A 15,545-nucleotide genomic window follows, 5' to 3' on the forward strand; every position below is an offset into this window, starting at 1 on the left:
TCACGGCAAGTTGGGGCAGGTACCTGTGGCGAGGGAGCTTGCTCCCGCTCGGCTGCGCAGCAGCCGCACCCCTGCCTAGCCCCTAAAAAAAGCAGGGGGCGGCTTCGCCACCCAGCGGGAGCAAGCTCCCTCGCCACAAAGACAGAATTGACCCGAGATCAGGGGTTGACCCGAGGCACCGCGTCGAAGATCACGGTGAAGTCGGCGTTGTATAGGCCTGTCTGGTCCGGGAGCGGCAAGGATGATGCTTGGATGACCATCTCAGCTTGCGTCCCCGGCGTTGACGTAGCGTCATCCACCACTTCCAGCGGCGTAGCCAACAAAGTGACATTGTTGAACCTGACGAGCAGGGGAATGTAATCACGGCCGTTCGTCAGCGAAGCCTGGCCTGCCGGGAGATAGGCATGGACCGAACCGTCGGTGTTTTTCACGTCGAAGGTCTCGCGCAGGACGCTCAGATGATTTTTGACCGGGTCGTAATACATGTATTCGTCCTTGCCAAAATCCGGATTGCGCGGCTGCACGTGGAACTGCTGGGTCGGGATGTTCGCGGTGATATGGATCGATGAACGTGCGTCATCCGCCGCCCACACCGACGAAGGCCCCAGGACTACAACGCCCAGGGCAGCGATGAATACAAATTTGTCGAACATGGTTGAAATCTCTTTTTTATCGTTATGGAAATGTGAGAGCACGCCTGCACCCCGCCGCCACAGAATCAGGGATTGACCCGAGGCACCGCGTCGAAGATCACGGTGAAGTCGGCGTTGTATAGGCCTGTCTGGGTAGGATCCGGCCTGGCCGCCGCCCGGATGACCATCTCGGCCTGCGTCCCCGGCGTTGACGTTGCGTCATCCACTACCTCCAGCGGCGTAGCCAACAAAGTGACATTGTTGAACCTGACGAGCAGGGGAATGTAGTCACGGCCGTTCGTCAGCGCAGCCTGACCTGCCGGGAGATAGGCATGGATCGAACCGTCGGTGTTTTTCACGTCGAAAGTCTCGCGCAGAAAACTCATGTCATCCTTGATAGGGTCGTAATACATGTATTCGTCCTTACCAAAATCCGGATTGCGCGGCTGCACGTGAAACTGCTGGGTCGGAATATTCGCGGAGATATGGATCGACGAACGCGCGTCATCGGCCGCGTACGCCAGTGAGGCGCTCATGGCGACAGCGCCCAGAGCAATTGCAGTTACATTTTTATTGAACATGCCAAATACCTTTTTAGCAGTGAAGGAACAGAGTGGGTTAAGCGGAGATCCTCGGCACCGCGTCGTAGATCACGGTGAAATCACCGGTGTAATAGCCTGGCCTGTGTTGGACCGGCATGGCATCGGTACGAATGGTCATCTCGACCCGCGTGCCGGGTGTTGAGGAAAGGTCATCCACGACCTCTCGGGGTATGTTGTCCAGACGAACGCCGTTGAACTTGACTCGCAACGGAATCATGGTGTTGCCGTTGGACAGAAATGCCCGGCCTTCCTCGATGTAGGCGTGAATCGAGCCGTCGGAGTTCTTCACATTGAAGATCTGACGCAAAACCCCCAAGTCGTCGTTCAGCGGGTTGTAATGCATGACCTCGTGCTTGCCGAACTCGGGATCCTGGGGTTGTACGTAGAACTGCTGTGTCGGGATGTTGGCCCCGATATGAATGGATGAACGCGCATCATCCGCTCCGAATACCAGTGCGGGGCTCAAGATCGCAGCACCCAAGGCCATGGCGGATACAAGTTTCGTGAACATGTTGCTACCTTACTTCAGCGTTACTTCTAGAGAAGCGGCGTCGGCACCAGCACTACTGGCGCCCTCGCCACAAGGTCTGTATTGATTCAATGATCTTTTGTGGTGTTTCCCTGAGTCTCGCCATGCATCGATCGCCCTACGGCGCCGTGGCGTCAAACACCATGTGCACCGTGCCGTAGTAGTCCCCCGGCTTGTAATCGTCATCGGGCCTGATGGCGGCAATTTCCAGCGGCACCTGGCGTCCGGGCCGGGCTTCGGTGGCCGTGACCACCTGGGCCGAATCCAGGGTCAGTACGACACCATTGAAGGTCACCCGCAGATCGATGCGCTCACGTCCATTGGACAGGTACGCCTCTTCCCCCAGGCGGGCACCGATGGCGCCGTTGGTGTTTTTCACCTCGTAGGTGGCCCGCAACGGGCTGAGCCCGCCGGTGATGGTGCTGAAGGGCAAGCGCTGTTCGCGCTGGACCAGTTGCGGGTCGAGGGGCACCACATGAAAGTCGGCGGTCGGGATGGTCACGTAGACCTCGAAGGTTTCCCGTTCGACCGCGCCCCAGGCCTGGACCCAGGGCAACATAAGGGCGCTCAGTGCGAGGGGGCGTACCAGTGTCTTGAACATATTTTGATTACCTGTGGCGTCAGCGACGGTTCGGCGACGGCGACCGTCAACCTTTGATCTCGACGTTTTTCTGCTCGCTGCCTTCGATCAGCGTGAAGCGATATTCGCGCCCCGCCTCCTTGTCGAACGAAAACGTCCGGCCGGCCATGATGTGGTGCTTGGTGGTGGGCCGGCACTCGTTCTCTTTCTTCGCTTCGCAGTCCTTGAACTCATCGATCACCAGCACGCTGTTGCCGTTGTTGCGTATCTGGTAGCGATTGGCGCTGTCATCGATCACGGTCTCGAAGCGGGTGTCCTTGGGCCGTACGAAGAACACCGTGCCGTAGCCCGCCAGTACCTTGACCCCCGCCCCGATGCGCTCCTTCTTGTATTCCTCGCGCTCCTCCTTGCTGATGGCGAACTCGTCTTCGGCCTCCGGCACCACCGGCACGAAGCGCACGCGGAAGTACCGTTCCTTGTCGCGGTTGCCCATGAACAGCAAGCGCGTGCCCTGCACCCCGTTGGCCGGCACGATCAGCCGCGCCGGGCTGGCCATCAACCCGTCCTTGGCCTGGGCACTGGCCTGGTTCTGCAGCGGCACTTCCTGATAGCTACCGTCCTCGTTGTAGATAATCTCCAGGATGTTGACCTTGACGAACGCCGTGGACGTGCCGCCGTTGAAGATCCGCTTCATGTAGGTGGTCTTGTTGCCGTCCAGGTAGTCGTAGACCACCCCGACGCCGATTTGCGGACCGGCCTGGGCCACGCCGCAAAACAGATAGAGTCCAACCCATGCCAATAGATGTTTCATCGCTTTTCCAACCTCATGCATTTAACGCAACTCACTAAAAAACCTGGCCGACAGGCCGTTTAAACTTCCGAATCCCAGACCACGGTGACGTTGCCGCTGTAGGCCTTGGCGCCACTGCCGAGCATCTCTTCGACGCTGCCTTGAGCCACTTCGAAATGCAGCATCCCGGGCCGGCGGTCGACGTAGAAATTGGGCTGGAACGATTCGGTACCAGTGCCGTCACGCAACAACGGGCGACGGGCGACCGGTTGCCCTGCGGCATCCGTCAAACCCTCGGGCAGGGTCACGCTGACGTTCACCGGCACGGCATGACCGGTGGCAGTCTCGGAAATCGCGCAGGTATTGGCGCTGATGGTCTGGCACTCGATTGCCATCTTGAAACGCGAGGACGTTGAGATATGGAACCTCTGGTCACGAAACAGACGCGTCGGTTTGCTCCCGCTGTTCAGCCAGGCCTGCCAGCCTTCCGGGGGCACCAGCTCAACCCGGTTACCGCCAGGGGGTACTTCCACCTTGAGGGCATGCTCCACATCCAGTTTGAAATTGAGTGTGAGCACCGAGTCATCGGGGATCATGACGTCGCCCATGTCCAGGTCTTGCCCCGGGCCAACGCCATAGGACACAGAACCGATGTATTGACCGGACGACATTCTCAATGGATTGGGTGTGCGCAATTCATAGGCAAAGTCCAAGCCGTGGTAAGTCATGCTGGGAATCAGGTAACTGGCCCTTTTGGCACACACCCCTTCGACCGGAGTCTTCCAGAAGAATGTGTAGACGAGGGTATTCAGACCCGAGTGCCCCGAGGATTGACAGGGCGAAGGGGCATACTTCCAGGAAGAACCGCCCCAAAGTTTCGAATGGGCGGTTCCCATATCCACGCCGCCACCGACCAGGTCGATTACACTGACGGGGAGCTGGTAGTACGACCCTATGCCGGCTATGCGTACTTGGACGATTTCCGTTTCACCGGTCCCCGTATGCGTCACCAGCGCCGGACGCCAAGTGGCAGGCATATGGAACATCGCCCCCTGTCGCGAATCGCTGTGTCCCGGCTGGATAGGTGCGTTCGAGTGGGCCTTGAGCAGGAATTGCACACTGTAGATTTTCTCCCTTTCACAGAGCGCTGCAAAAAGCTGGCAATACCCCGAGGGTGACGTAGTGTTGAGGAAGGTGTTGTCATTGGGCTTCGAAGGATCCGGCCTGTAGACTGCGGTGATATCTTTGTTCGCGGCACTGGCCGTCGAGGCGCACGCCAACAACGCCACTGAAACCACACTACGCACTGCCATCGGTAAATGTTTCATCGATACCTCACCGTCCTTTCGCCTCAGGCTGGACAATCCATGCCCTTAAACTTCCGAATCCCAGATCACCGTGACGTCGCCGCTATAGCGCGTGGCGCCGCCGTCCAGCATCTCTTCGACGCTGCTCCGGCCGACCTCGAAGTGCAGCATTCCCGGCCTGCGGTCGACATATAAGCCGGGCTGGAACAACTCGGTGCCACTGCCATCGCGCAACAGCCGGCGACGGTTGACCGGTTGCCCGCTGGCGTCCATCAAGCCATCCGGCAGGGTCACGCTGACGTCCACTGGCACGGCATGGCCGGTGGCGGTTTCGGTGATCGCGCAGGTATTGCCGCTGATGTGCTGACATTCGAGCCCCATCTTGAAACGGGAAGAGGCGGAGATATGGAAGCGCTGGTCGCGGAACAGTCGCGTCGGTTTACGGCCGCTGTTGAGCCAGGATTGCCAACCTTCTTGGGGCACCAGCTCGACGCGGTTGCCACCGGGGGGTACCTCGACCTTGAGGGTGTGTTCGACGTCGAGCTTGAAATTGAGAGTGAACACGGAATCGTTCGGAATCATGATGTCACCCATGTCGATGTCCTGCCCTGGCCCGACGCTATACGTCAGCGAACCGGTGTATCGCCCGGACGACATTTTCAAGGGATTAGGAGTACGAAGCTCGTAAGCGAAATCCAGGTAGGAAAATCTGAGCTCGGGAATCAAGAAGTAAGCCTTTTTGGCACAAGAGCTTTCTACCGGAGCCTTCCAGAAAAATGTGTAGACCTTCGAACCAGCAGACCCTACCCCACTGTATTGGCAGGGCGAGGCGGCATATACCCAGCCGGCACTCCATAACATTTCATGAGCCCTCAGGAAGCTCACACCTCCACCTACCAGATCAACCGCATTCTGGGAAAGTTCGTATCGCGAACCGAAACCGGTCCAGCGCACTTCAACGGTTTCCGTCTCTCCCGTATCCGCATGGGTAACCTGTAATGTTCGCCAATTGGCAGGCACTTTAAACATCGCACCTTGCCGATGGTTTGTATGAAGGGCTTGAATGGGACCGGCCGAAGCGGCGGTCAGCGGTAAACGAATGCTGAACATCTTTGTCGTCCGGCATTCCGCCGGAAATTGTGCGCAATAACCACTGACGGGTGTGGTATTGAGAAACGTATTCTCTTGAGGCTTCGAAGGGTCAGGCCTGAACACCGCACTGACGTCCTGGCTCAGCGCATTGGCCACCGGCACGCAAGCAAACAACAACACCGAAACCACGCTGCGCACGGCTACCGAAAAAGGTTTCATCTATACAACCTCATACATCAATGCGAATCCTTGCAAGTTGGGGAAAACTTCACCGTGGGAGCAAGGCCTGCCCGCGATGCAGGCGCCCCGGTCTCCTGGTGCGTTGGTGTTATCGTTCATCGCGGGCAAGCCTTGCTCCCACAGCTCATGAGCGCTGCTTCGCCGGGTCAGTCGCAGCCAGCGAGCTGTCAGCCAAACTGTCCGGGGTGCAGCGCAGGTCGCCGATCATCAACACGTCGCCTTCCTCGGTGGCGGTTTCCGGGTCGAGGCGGAAGCGGCAGAACAACTCGTTGCCGTAACGCACTTCCAGGGTCGGGGACGCGGCATTCATTTCCATGGAGAAGAACCCGTCCACCTCGCTGACGCCGCGGCTGGCGTGGTTGATCACGTGATGGCCCTTGAGCGGCTGGCCCTGTTCGTCCAGCAGACGGCCGAGCACGGTCACGGTTTTCATCACGCTGACCTTGCGGTAGTCCACACCGCCCTTGTTCAGGTGATAGCGGGTACGTGTAGGCTCGATGCTCGCCGCCGGCGGATGGACGCCCTCGAAGTCGAAGGTGACCATGCTGTTTTTGTAGGCGGTGATCGGCACGAAGTTACGGCCCGGGTGCAACGTGGTGCTGCCGCCAGTCAGGTCGTCGGCGCGCAGGACGATGTTGTCCAGGTCGGTCTCGACGTCGACGATCATCCCGGCGCCGCGACCTTGCGGCACACCCGTGAAGGCGGCTTTCTGGCCGCCCACGGCGACCGTGCTGCTGAGGTTCAGGCCGCCGGTGAGATTGTCGTTGTAGGACGAGCGCTGGATGAAACCATCGCCATAGAGCGAGTCGGTACTGAAGCTGGCGAGGCCGGACAGGCCCACGCCATAGGTATCGGCCAGCGCCGTGGCGGAGACGCTTTGCAACACGTGGTCCTGGAGGTCGCGGCGATAGGTCAGCGAGGCATTGTTGTCCCGGTCGCCCTCGCGGGAGGTGCGGGTGCCGATGCTGCCCGACCAGTACTCGCCCGGGCCGCCCAAGGCCACGCTGAGGCTCAGGTCCACACCGCGATTACGCCGGTCATTGGTACTCGAAGTGCCAGGGCGGTCGAACACCGACAACCGCCAGTTGGCATCGCTGCCCCGCAGCTTGCCGCGCTGGGTCCAGCCCAGGTCCAGGCCCGTGCCCTGGACATTGCCTTCGCTGTAGGCCAGTCGTCCGTTGATGGAGGTCTTGTTGCTCAAGCGATGATTGACCGACAGCGACGAGTTGCTGGTTTGACCGACGTACACGTTGCGCTGGCGGATACGGGTGCCATCCGGCAGGGTCTCGTAAGTGTTGCGGGTGTCCAGCCAACTGCGGTTGTGGCTGGCCACGACGCTGCCATTGCCATAGCTGTACATGCCCTGCAAGTCCATGCCAGTGCCGTACTGTTGGGTCTGGTAGACATTGGCATACAAGCTGGTACTGCTGGCCAGCGTCCAGTCCACTGAAGTGCCCACTTGCAGTTTGTCCTGCACCTGGCGCATGGAGCCCCCCAGGATCACCCGTGGGTGCAGCAGGTAGTTGACGCCGAGGCCCGCCGTGGTGAAACCCGAGGGCTGGTCGTCCCAGTTGCTCCACAACCGGGTTTCCCGGCCGGCGAACAGGTTGTAGCGCCAGCGATCTTCCGTGCTGCTCCAATTGCTGGGTTTGTAGACCAGTTCCTGGCTGGTGGCGGTGGTTTGCCCGTCCTCGATCAGCCGGACTTCCACTTCGTAGATACCGCCGGGCAATGGTCGCGTGTCCAGGCTCTGCAAGCCGGCGCTGACGGCCTGGGTGTTGATCAGCAGGCCACTGCGATAAATCTCCACCGACGCCTGACGGCTGGCGGTGACATAAATGGGGTAGACACTGGGCTTGGGATTATCGACGACCAGGCTGTCGGAACTGCCGAACATCACCCCCAGCGCGGTGTCCGGGTTGGCGCCGAACGAACGGATCTGACGGTTCAGGCCATCGGAGCTGGGCGTGAAATAACCCAGGCGGAAAAATTGTCCTTCCAACTCCCGTTGGGTATAGAGCTCGTGGACGGCGTGGTAAATCTTGTCGTCCGGCCCGCCAAGGCGCGAGAGCTGAAGGTCCAGGGACTGGCTCCAGTTGCCCACGCTGGAACTGGCGTTGAGGCCGTAGCGTCCCCCCGTGTCCTGTTCCTGGCCACCATTGAGATTGAGTTGGTTATTGAATATAAGACCGAAGCTGCCCTCTTTGGGCTGGTCGTAAAAACGCCGGGGCTCGGTCGAGCGCTCGACGTCTTGGGTCAGGATCGACACCAAGGAATTCTCGAGACTGTAATGCACGGCCAGCAACCCCGCCGAGCAATTGGTCTCACAGGCGCCGAGTGCGATGCCCTGCTTCAGGCGTTGTTCCCATTGCTCGCGTTCGACAGCCTTGATCGAACTTTCCTGGGTGTCGGTGAATTCGAGCAAAGTAATACGATCATCTCGCGTCAAGACCACCATGGCCTCGCCGAGATACTGTTGATTGAGTTCAATACGAACCGCGAGCGGCACATCGAAGAAGTGGGCTTCAAACTCCGCCGGCAACCCCTTGGCCTGGGACAGCAGGCTCGTGGGTGTGGTACCGGGTGCAGTTGGCGCGGCCAATGCATTGGCGCACAACAATAGCGCGAGCGCACCTGCGATGGGTGTCATCGAAAACATCAACGGGACTCTCATTATCAGCGAGCTATCAAGGCATTCCAGGTACAGGCCGGCCGGCTGGGGAGCGCCGGCAGGCCTGTCGCGCTGCCCGGGACGAGGTGGAACTCACCGGGCGGCAAAGGGCATTACGGGCGCGGCATGGCGTCGAAGATGACGGTCATGTCAGCGGTGTACAGGCCGTTCTGGGTAGCCAGAGGCTTGGCCGGGGTGATGGTCATGTCAGCCTGGGTGCCTGGCGTGGAGGTCGCGTCGTCCACCACTTCCTGGGACATGCCGGTCAGGGTGACGCCGTTGAAGGCGGTGGTCAGGGCGATGGCATCGCTGCCGTTGTACAGCGCGGCCGGGCCGCCTTCGATGTAGGCGTTAACCGAACCCTCGGTGTTCTTCACGTCGTAGGTCTGGCGCAGCGACGTCAGGGTCCCGCTGACGGTGTTGTAGGTCATGGTTTCATCCTTACCCCAGTTCGCGTCACGTGGCTGCACGTGGAACTGCTGGGTCGGAATATTCGCCGTGATGTGGATGGAGGAGCGCGCATCATCGAGGGCGAACGCCAGCGAAGAACTCAGGGCCGCGGCGGTCAGGGAAGCTGCGGTTACGATTTTCATGAGCATTGTTAACACCTGTTCATAGCAATAAAGAGGGAAGGGCTGAAGTTGCAGGCCAAATACAGCTTGGCGTGCCCCTTCAACGCCGGTGCATGATCGTCGCTCTTTAATTAAAAATAAGCAGGAAAGTTCGCATAGGCTTGTAGTAAAGCGAACATACAACACAGAGAAAAATACGCGCTTTTCGATAAACCGTAACTTTTAATGTAAGAGCATTCCCACATTCCCACTAGTTGCGGTTAATACTTCCCAACACCCACCCGTTTTCGTCCCGCAAACTTAAGGGATTCAGGTAAGGTCACACTTCACTCCTTGTAGGCCCCAACTAAGATATATCTTCCTTTCAAGACATATCTATATAGCCAAAGATATATCTGAAGTCAAAGATATATCTCGGTTCTATTTATGCGGAACAGAGAGCAAACACATGACAGTCCTTTATCCCCCTTCCACTCATGAACAGGGTCGTCAGGATGGCTTCGAACGACGCCCGCCCGGTCGCGAGCGCGGCAGCCGCGGCCCAAGGGTTTTCGCCGCCGGCGACTTGAAATTGCTGTTGCTGGCCCTGATTGCCGAGAAACCCTGTCACGGCTACGAGCTGATTCGGCAGATCGAGTCCATGTTCAACGGGGCCTACAGCCCCAGCCCCGGCGTGATCTACCCGACCCTGACCCACCTTGAAATGGGTAAGATGATCAGCGGCGACGCCAAGGGTGGAAAAAAGTGTTACAGCGCGACCGATGCCGGACGTCTATTCATTCAAGACCAGGCCGAAGCGCTGGACGGCGTGCGGATGCGCATCGAAACCAGCAAGCGCACCCTGCGTGACCAGGATCGGCCTGCCGAGATCCACGAAGCGGTGGGTCACCTGCGTGACGCGCTACAGATGCATCAGGGCCGCTGGAGCCCGGAAGAAATCCTGCGGGTGCGCGGCCTGCTCAACGACACCGTCAAAGCCATCGTCGACGGCCCTGCCCGTCCCTCAGTTTCGGAGTCAAGCAATGACTGAACACGATCAAAACACCATTCACCGCGTCAGCCACGAGATCAAGCGTCGCCGCCTGCAGGTGTTGCGGGTGGTGGACCTGACCCCACGCATGCGCCGCATCACCGTCGGCGGGCCGGAACTGGCCGGGTTTGTCAGCCTGGGCACGGACGACCATGTGAAATTGCTGTTCCCGCAGAACGCCGAGGAACAGGCCGCCCTGGATAACTTCAACCCCAGCGCGGGCAAAGCCCAGGGCCCGATGCCCGAAATGCGCGACTACACGCCACGCCGCTATGACCTGGACACCTTGGAGCTGGACATCGATTTCGTGCTCCACGGCGACGGCCCGGCCTCGACCTGGGCGGCCCAGGCCGCACCCGGGCAATACCTCAATATCGCCGGGCCCCGGGGCTCGATGATCGTGCCGGACATCTTCGACAGCTACCTGCTGGTCGGCGACGAAACCGCCCTGCCCGCCATCGCCCGCCGCCTCGAAGGCCTGGCGCCGAACCGACGGGCCCTGGTGGTGGTGGAAGTGGAAAACGGCGCCGAACAACAGATCCTCCAGAGCCCGGCGCAGGTCCACGTGATCTGGGTATTGCGCGAAGGCCGCCAGGACAACCTGCTGCGAACCGTGCAACAGTTGGAAATGCCCGGCGGCAAGCTGTACGCCTGGGTCGCGACCGAGAGCAAGGTGTCGCGGCAGATCCGCAAGGTGTTGCTGGAGGAGAAAGGGTTGGACCAGGACTTTGTGAAGGCGGTGGGGTATTGGAAGGCGGAAGGTAGTGAGGAGGATTGAGAGACCGGCGGCGGCTGAACTACCCTGTCCACTGGACAACACAGCCCCCTGTGGCGAGGGGATTTATCCCCGCTGGGCTGCGCAGCAGCCCCCAAAGCAGCCGCCTCAATTTATCTGATACACCGAGTTGTCTGGTTTTGGGACTGCTTCGCAGCCCAGCGGGGATAAATCCCCTCGCCACAGATAAGTACCTCTCCACAGATAAATGGCCCTTACCATAAGGGCTATCGTTGTCCTTGAGCGCTTTACCAACATCCCACCAGAGACTCCGCCCCATGCTCTTCCTCCTCGCCTACATCGCCAGCGTCGTGCTGATCAACTTCGCGTTTTCCGCCGCGCCGCACCTGGACATCATCTGGTCGGCCTGGGGTGGGCTGGTGTTCATCCTGCGGGACATGGTGCAGACCCGCTTCGGCCACGGTGCCATCGTGGCGATGCTGGCGGCGCTGGTGTTGTCCTACGTCACTTCGGACCCGACCATCGCCCTGGCCAGCGCCACGGCATTCGCCGTGTCCGAGTGCATCGACTGGCTGGTGTTCACGATCACCAAGCGCCCGCTCCATGATCGGCTGTGGATCAGTTCGGCCCTGAGCATTCCCCTCGACACCTTCATTTTCTTCGGCCTGATCGATGCCCTGACGCCAGGCGTGGTGATCACCGCCCTGGCCTCGAAATTCGCCGGGGTTACGGTCGTCTGGCTGATCATGGCCTGGCGTTTGCGCAAGCAAACCGTCGCCACCTGAAGCCAAACCCTGCGGTTCATGTAAAATGCCGCGCTTTCTCCCCATGGGAAGCTCGCCCGGCGCGCGCCCCGATGATCCGCTCCTGTTTGAGGACCTTCAGATGACCCGTATCGGAACCCCATTGTCGCCCACCGCGACCCGCGTTTTGTTGTGTGGCAGCGGTGAGCTGGGCAAGGAAGTGGTAATCGAGCTGCAGCGCCTGGGCGTCGAGGTGATTGCCGTGGATCGCTACGCCAACGCACCGGCCATGCAAGTGGCCCACCGCAGTCATGTGATCAACATGCTCGACGGCGCCGCCCTGCGTGCGGTGATCGAGGCCGAGAAGCCGCACTTCATCGTGCCGGAAATCGAAGCCATCGCCACTGCGACCCTGGTGGAACTGGAAGCCGAAGGCTTCACCGTGATCCCCACCGCTCGCGCCGCACAGCTGACCATGAACCGTGAAGGCATCCGTCGCCTGGCCGCCGAAGAGTTGGGCCTGCCGACTTCGCCGTACTTCTTCGCCGACACCGTCGAAGACTACCGCAAGGCCGTGGAAACCCTGGGCTTCCCCTGCGTGGTCAAGCCGGTGATGAGCTCCTCGGGCAAGGGCCAGAGCCTGCTGCGCGGCAGCGATGACGTGCAGAAAGCCTGGGACTACGCCCAGGAAGGTGGCCGCGCCGGCAAGGGCCGGGTGATCATCGAAGGCTTTATCGATTTCGACTATGAAATCACCCTGCTCACTGTGCGTCATGTGGGCGGCACCACCTTCTGCGCACCGGTCGGCCACCGTCAGGAAAAAGGCGACTACCAGGAATCCTGGCAACCCCAGGCCATGAGCCCGGCGGCCCTGGCTGAATCCGAGCGCGTGGCCAAGGCCGTGACCGAGGCCCTGGGTGGTCGTGGCCTGTTTGGCGTCGAGCTGTTCATCAAGGGTGACCAGGTGTGGTTCAGCGAAGTCTCGCCACGCCCCCACGACACCGGCCTGGTGACGCTGATTTCCCAGGACCTGTCGCAGTTCGCCCTGCACGCCCGCGCCATCCTTGGCCTGCCGATCCCGCTGATCCGCCAGTTCGGCCCGTCGGCGTCGTCGGTGATCCTGGTGGAAGGCCAATCGACCCAGACCGCGTTCGCCAACCTCGGCGCCGCCCTGAGCGAACCGGACACCGCCCTGCGCCTGTTCGGTAAACCGGAAGTCAACGGCCAGCGCCGCCTGGGCGTGGCCCTGGCCCGCGACGAATCCATCGAAGCGGCCCGTGCCAAGGCGACCCGGGCTTCACAGGCGGTGAAGATCGAGTTGTAAAACTGGGCGGGATACAGTCCCCCTGTGGTGAGGGGATTTATCTGTGGCGAGGGGATTTATCCCCGATGGGCTGCGAAGCAGCCCCCCAAAGCAGTCACCTCAATCTTTCTGATCCACCGAGTTGTCAGGTTTTAGGGCTGCTGCGCAGCCCAGCGGGGATAAATCCCCTCGCCACAAAAGCCGGGTGCAGCCTAACCTGACTGACATCGGCACAAAAAAAGGCGACACCCGCCAAGGTGTCGCCTTTTTCATGAGCGTCGGTTGGACTTAATCCGGCAGCTTGTAGGCAATCACATAATCACCCTGCTTGGTCCCCAGGGAGCCATGGCCGCCGGCGACGACCAGCACGTATTGCTTGCCGTCCTTGCCGGTGTAGGTCATCGGCGTGGTCTGGGCACCGGCGGGCAGGCGGCCTTCCCACAGCTGCTTGCCGTTTTTCACGTCATACGCACGCAGGTACTGGTCCAGCGTACCGCTGAGGAATGCCAGGCCGCTGCCAGTGGTGAACGTACCACCCAGGCTCGGAACACCCATGCTCAGCGGGATCGGTACTGGCGAGCTGTCGCGCACGGTGCCGTTCTTGTGTTTCCACAGGGTCTTGTTGTTGGTCAGGTCCACCGCCGCGACATAACCCCACGCAGGCGCCTGGCAAGGCAGGCCCATCGGCGAGAGTAGCGCTTCGAGGATCACGCCATAGGGCGCGCCCTTGTTCGGCTGCACGCCTTCGGTTTCGCTCTTGCGACCCGGACCACCGGCCACTTCAGCCGCTGGCACCAGCTTCGACTTGAATGCCATGTAGCTCGGGTTGACGAAAGCGATCTGGCGCACCGGGTCCACCGAAATGCCGCCCCAGTCGAATACACCGAAGTTGCCCGGGTAGACGATCGAGCCTTGCAGCGACGGTGGGGTGAACATGCCGTCATAACGCAGCGACTTGAAGTCGATCCGGCACAACATCTGGTCGAACGGGGTCACGCCCCACATGTCGCGTTCCTTGAGGACCGGCGGCACGAAGTTCAGGTCGGACATCGGTTGGGTCGGCGAGGTGTGGTCGCCCTCCACCGCGCCTTGCGGCACCGGGATTTCCTTGATCGGCACGATCGGCTGACCATTGCTGCGGTCCAGCACGTAGATGCTGCCCTGCTTGGTCGACGCCAGGACGGCGGGTTTCACGCCATCGGCGGTCTTCATGTCCATCAGGGTCGGTTGACCGCCGACGTCCATGTCCCACAGGTCATGGTGGGTGAACTGGAAGTACCAGCGCACCTTGCCGGTGGCGATGTTCAGGGCGGTCAGGCCGGCGGCGTACTTTTCCGACTCCGGGGTACGCATGCCACCGAACTGGTCGGGGGTCTGGTTGCCCATCGGCAGGTAAAGCATGCCGAGTTTTTCATCGACGCTGAACATGGACCACATGTTCGGCGAGTTGCGGGTGTAGGTCTGGCCTTCGGCAATCGGCGTGGTGTCGTCCGGGTTGCCGCTGTCCCAGTTCCATACCAGCTTGCCGGTGTGCACGTCGTAGGCACGGATCACACCGCTTGGTTCGTCGGTGGAGACGTTGTCGGTGACGTGGCCGCCGATCACCACCAGGTTCTGGGTGACCGCCGGTGGCGAGGTGGAGTAGTAACCGCCGGCCGTGAAGCCGCCGATGTTGGCGCTCAGGTCGACCTGGCCCTTGTCGCCGAAGTCTTCGCACATCTTGCCGGTGTCGGCGTTGAGGGCGATCAGGCGGGTATCGGCGGTCGGCAGGAAGATCCGCCGCGGGCAGACGGTGCTGGGCGGTGTGGTGCTGGCGGTGCCGGTGGGGCTCTGTTCGGCGGAGGCGTACACCGCGTCATCGTGGTAGGTCACGCCACGGCAGGTCATGTGGGCCCAACCCTTGAAGTTTTCCGCTTTTTGCGTGGAAAGCTTCGGATCGAAACGCCAGATTTCCTTGCCGGTTTCAGGCTCCAGGGCAATCACCTGGCTGTGAGGCGTGCACACATAAAGCATGCCGTTGACCTTCAGCGGGGTGTTTTCGGCGGTGGTTTCACCCGGGTCGTTCGGCCCTGGCAGGTCGCCGGTGCGGTAGGTCCAGGCTTCTTTCAGCTTGCTGACGTTCTCGGGGGTGATCTGCGCCAGCGGCGAATAGCGGTCGCCGTGGGCGCTGCGCCCGTAGGAGTTCCAGTCGCCGTCCGGCATGCCCGGTGCGGTGTTGGTCATGCCTGGCACGCTGTCGCGGTCCAGTTGGCCCTTGATCTCACCCGGGTTGGTGAACTGGCTGGCGAGCGCGGCGATACCGGCGATGACCACGGCGGCGCCCAATGCACGGGTGCCCATGGCCGAGGCATCGGCGGTCAACAGCGGGCGACGGAACCACGGCAGCAACATGACGATGCCCAGAGCAAACAGCATCGCCAGGCGCGGCACCAGTTGCCACCAGTCCAGCCCGACTTCCCACAGCGCCCACACGGTGCTGGCGAACAGCACCAGTGCGTACAAGCCCAGGGCCGCGCGGCGGGCCATGATCAGCAGCACGCCGGTCAGCGTCAGGCCAATACCGGCCAGCAGGTAATACCACGAGCCGCCAAGCGTGCTCAGCTTGACTCCCCCGGCCAGCAGGGCCAAGCCCATCAATAGAAGCAGAATGCCGAGCAGGCTCGGAAGCAGACGGCTTCGACTCAAAGCACCCTCAGTGCTCATAGTGTGATTCTCCGT

At 60.8% G+C, this 15,545-nt stretch carries 14 protein-coding genes; 4 read left to right on the forward strand and 10 right to left on the reverse strand.

Going from position 1 to position 15,545, the window contains the following annotated elements:
* Positions 1-158: 158 nt before the first annotated feature.
* The 9 genes from AB7M32_RS27175 to AB7M32_RS27215 all read right to left on the reverse strand — a co-directional run bounded on the left by AB7M32_RS27175 (position 159) and on the right by AB7M32_RS27215 (position 9,042).
* Positions 159-653 (reverse strand): CS1 type fimbrial major subunit, encoded by a 495-nt coding sequence (locus tag AB7M32_RS27175; protein ID WP_454251925.1) that lies wholly within the window; start codon positions 651-653, stop codon positions 159-161.
* A gap of 65 nt (positions 654-718) precedes the next feature.
* Positions 719-1,213 carry a CS1 type fimbrial major subunit gene (locus tag AB7M32_RS27180; RefSeq protein WP_454251926.1) on the reverse strand — a complete coding sequence of 165 codons (495 nt, stop codon included), beginning with the start codon at positions 1,211-1,213 and terminating at the stop codon, positions 719-721.
* A gap of 37 nt (positions 1,214-1,250) precedes the next feature.
* Positions 1,251-1,745 carry a CS1 type fimbrial major subunit gene (locus AB7M32_RS27185; RefSeq protein WP_454251927.1) on the reverse strand — a complete coding sequence of 165 codons (495 nt, stop codon included), beginning with the start codon at positions 1,743-1,745 and terminating at the stop codon, positions 1,251-1,253.
* A 136-nt stretch (positions 1,746-1,881) separates the two neighbouring features.
* Entirely contained in the window at positions 1,882-2,364 is a 483-nt protein-coding gene (locus AB7M32_RS27190) for a CS1 type fimbrial major subunit (RefSeq protein WP_454251928.1), read from the reverse strand.
* A 46-nt stretch (positions 2,365-2,410) separates the two neighbouring features.
* On the reverse strand, positions 2,411-3,154 hold the full coding sequence (locus AB7M32_RS27195) for a pilus assembly protein (RefSeq protein WP_072409026.1): 744 nt from the start codon (positions 3,152-3,154) through the stop codon (positions 2,411-2,413).
* Positions 3,155-3,213: 59 nt separating this feature from the next.
* Complete coding sequence (locus AB7M32_RS27200; protein WP_454251929.1) at positions 3,214-4,446, reverse strand: hypothetical protein; 1,233 nt, start codon at positions 4,444-4,446, stop codon at positions 3,214-3,216.
* Between the two features lie 60 nt (positions 4,447-4,506).
* Complete coding sequence (locus AB7M32_RS27205) at positions 4,507-5,751, reverse strand: hypothetical protein (protein ID WP_454251930.1); 1,245 nt, start codon at positions 5,749-5,751, stop codon at positions 4,507-4,509.
* A gap of 145 nt (positions 5,752-5,896) precedes the next feature.
* Positions 5,897-8,431 carry a CS1-pili formation C-terminal domain-containing protein gene (locus AB7M32_RS27210; RefSeq protein ID WP_454251931.1) on the reverse strand — a complete coding sequence of 845 codons (2,535 nt, stop codon included), beginning with the start codon at positions 8,429-8,431 and terminating at the stop codon, positions 5,897-5,899.
* 125 nt (positions 8,432-8,556) lie between these two features.
* Positions 8,557-9,042, reverse strand: coding sequence for a CS1 type fimbrial major subunit (locus AB7M32_RS27215; protein WP_454251932.1), 486 nt, complete (start codon positions 9,040-9,042; stop codon positions 8,557-8,559).
* Between the two features lie 421 nt (positions 9,043-9,463).
* Between AB7M32_RS27215 and AB7M32_RS27220 the strand changes: the two genes are divergently transcribed.
* The 4 genes from AB7M32_RS27220 to purT all read left to right on the forward strand — a co-directional run bounded on the left by AB7M32_RS27220 (position 9,464) and on the right by purT (position 12,848).
* Complete coding sequence (locus AB7M32_RS27220) at positions 9,464-10,045, forward strand: PadR family transcriptional regulator (RefSeq protein ID WP_454251933.1); 582 nt, start codon at positions 9,464-9,466, stop codon at positions 10,043-10,045.
* Complete coding sequence (locus AB7M32_RS27225; RefSeq protein ID WP_454251934.1) at positions 10,038-10,823, forward strand: siderophore-interacting protein; 786 nt, start codon at positions 10,038-10,040, stop codon at positions 10,821-10,823. The genes AB7M32_RS27220 and AB7M32_RS27225 overlap by 8 nt, the downstream gene beginning before the upstream one ends.
* Positions 10,824-11,098: 275 nt before the next feature.
* Positions 11,099-11,566 (forward strand): preQ0 transporter, encoded by a 468-nt coding sequence (locus tag AB7M32_RS27230; protein WP_454251935.1) that lies wholly within the window; start codon positions 11,099-11,101, stop codon positions 11,564-11,566.
* 100 nt (positions 11,567-11,666) lie between these two features.
* Positions 11,667-12,848 carry a formate-dependent phosphoribosylglycinamide formyltransferase gene (gene purT, locus AB7M32_RS27235; protein WP_454251936.1) on the forward strand — a complete coding sequence of 394 codons (1,182 nt, stop codon included), beginning with the start codon at positions 11,667-11,669 and terminating at the stop codon, positions 12,846-12,848.
* A 267-nt stretch (positions 12,849-13,115) separates the two neighbouring features.
* Here purT and AB7M32_RS27240 read toward each other — a convergent pair whose 3' ends face one another.
* A complete protein-coding gene (locus AB7M32_RS27240) occupies positions 13,116-15,530 on the reverse strand; it encodes a glucose/quinate/shikimate family membrane-bound PQQ-dependent dehydrogenase (protein ID WP_454251937.1) in 2,415 nt (804 codons plus the stop codon).
* Between the last annotated feature and the right edge of the window lie 15 nt (positions 15,531-15,545).

This window comes from Pseudomonas sp. R151218B TE3479 (assembly GCF_053629195.1).

Coding starts and splice junctions, on each gene's coding strand:
- AB7M32_RS27175 (WP_454251925.1), bottom strand. CDS start 653: ATGTTCGACAAATTTGTATTCATCGCTGCCCTGGGCGTTGTAGTCCTG.
- AB7M32_RS27180 (WP_454251926.1), bottom strand. CDS start 1,213: ATGTTCAATAAAAATGTAACTGCAATTGCTCTGGGCGCTGTCGCCATG.
- AB7M32_RS27185 (WP_454251927.1), bottom strand. CDS start 1,745: ATGTTCACGAAACTTGTATCCGCCATGGCCTTGGGTGCTGCGATCTTG.
- AB7M32_RS27190 (WP_454251928.1), bottom strand. CDS start 2,364: ATGTTCAAGACACTGGTACGCCCCCTCGCACTGAGCGCCCTTATGTTG.
- AB7M32_RS27195 (WP_072409026.1), bottom strand. CDS start 3,154: ATGAAACATCTATTGGCATGGGTTGGACTCTATCTGTTTTGCGGCGTG.
- AB7M32_RS27200 (WP_454251929.1), bottom strand. CDS start 4,446: ATGGCAGTGCGTAGTGTGGTTTCAGTGGCGTTGTTGGCGTGCGCCTCG.
- AB7M32_RS27205 (WP_454251930.1), bottom strand. CDS start 5,751: ATGAAACCTTTTTCGGTAGCCGTGCGCAGCGTGGTTTCGGTGTTGTTG.
- AB7M32_RS27210 (WP_454251931.1), bottom strand. CDS start 8,431: ATGTTTTCGATGACACCCATCGCAGGTGCGCTCGCGCTATTGTTGTGC.
- AB7M32_RS27215 (WP_454251932.1), bottom strand. CDS start 9,042: ATGCTCATGAAAATCGTAACCGCAGCTTCCCTGACCGCCGCGGCCCTG.
- AB7M32_RS27220 (WP_454251933.1), top strand. CDS start 9,464: ATGACAGTCCTTTATCCCCCTTCCACTCATGAACAGGGTCGTCAGGAT.
- AB7M32_RS27225 (WP_454251934.1), top strand. CDS start 10,038: ATGACTGAACACGATCAAAACACCATTCACCGCGTCAGCCACGAGATC.
- AB7M32_RS27230 (WP_454251935.1), top strand. CDS start 11,099: ATGCTCTTCCTCCTCGCCTACATCGCCAGCGTCGTGCTGATCAACTTC.
- purT (WP_454251936.1), top strand. CDS start 11,667: ATGACCCGTATCGGAACCCCATTGTCGCCCACCGCGACCCGCGTTTTG.
- AB7M32_RS27240 (WP_454251937.1), bottom strand. CDS start 15,530: ATGAGCACTGAGGGTGCTTTGAGTCGAAGCCGTCTGCTTCCGAGCCTG.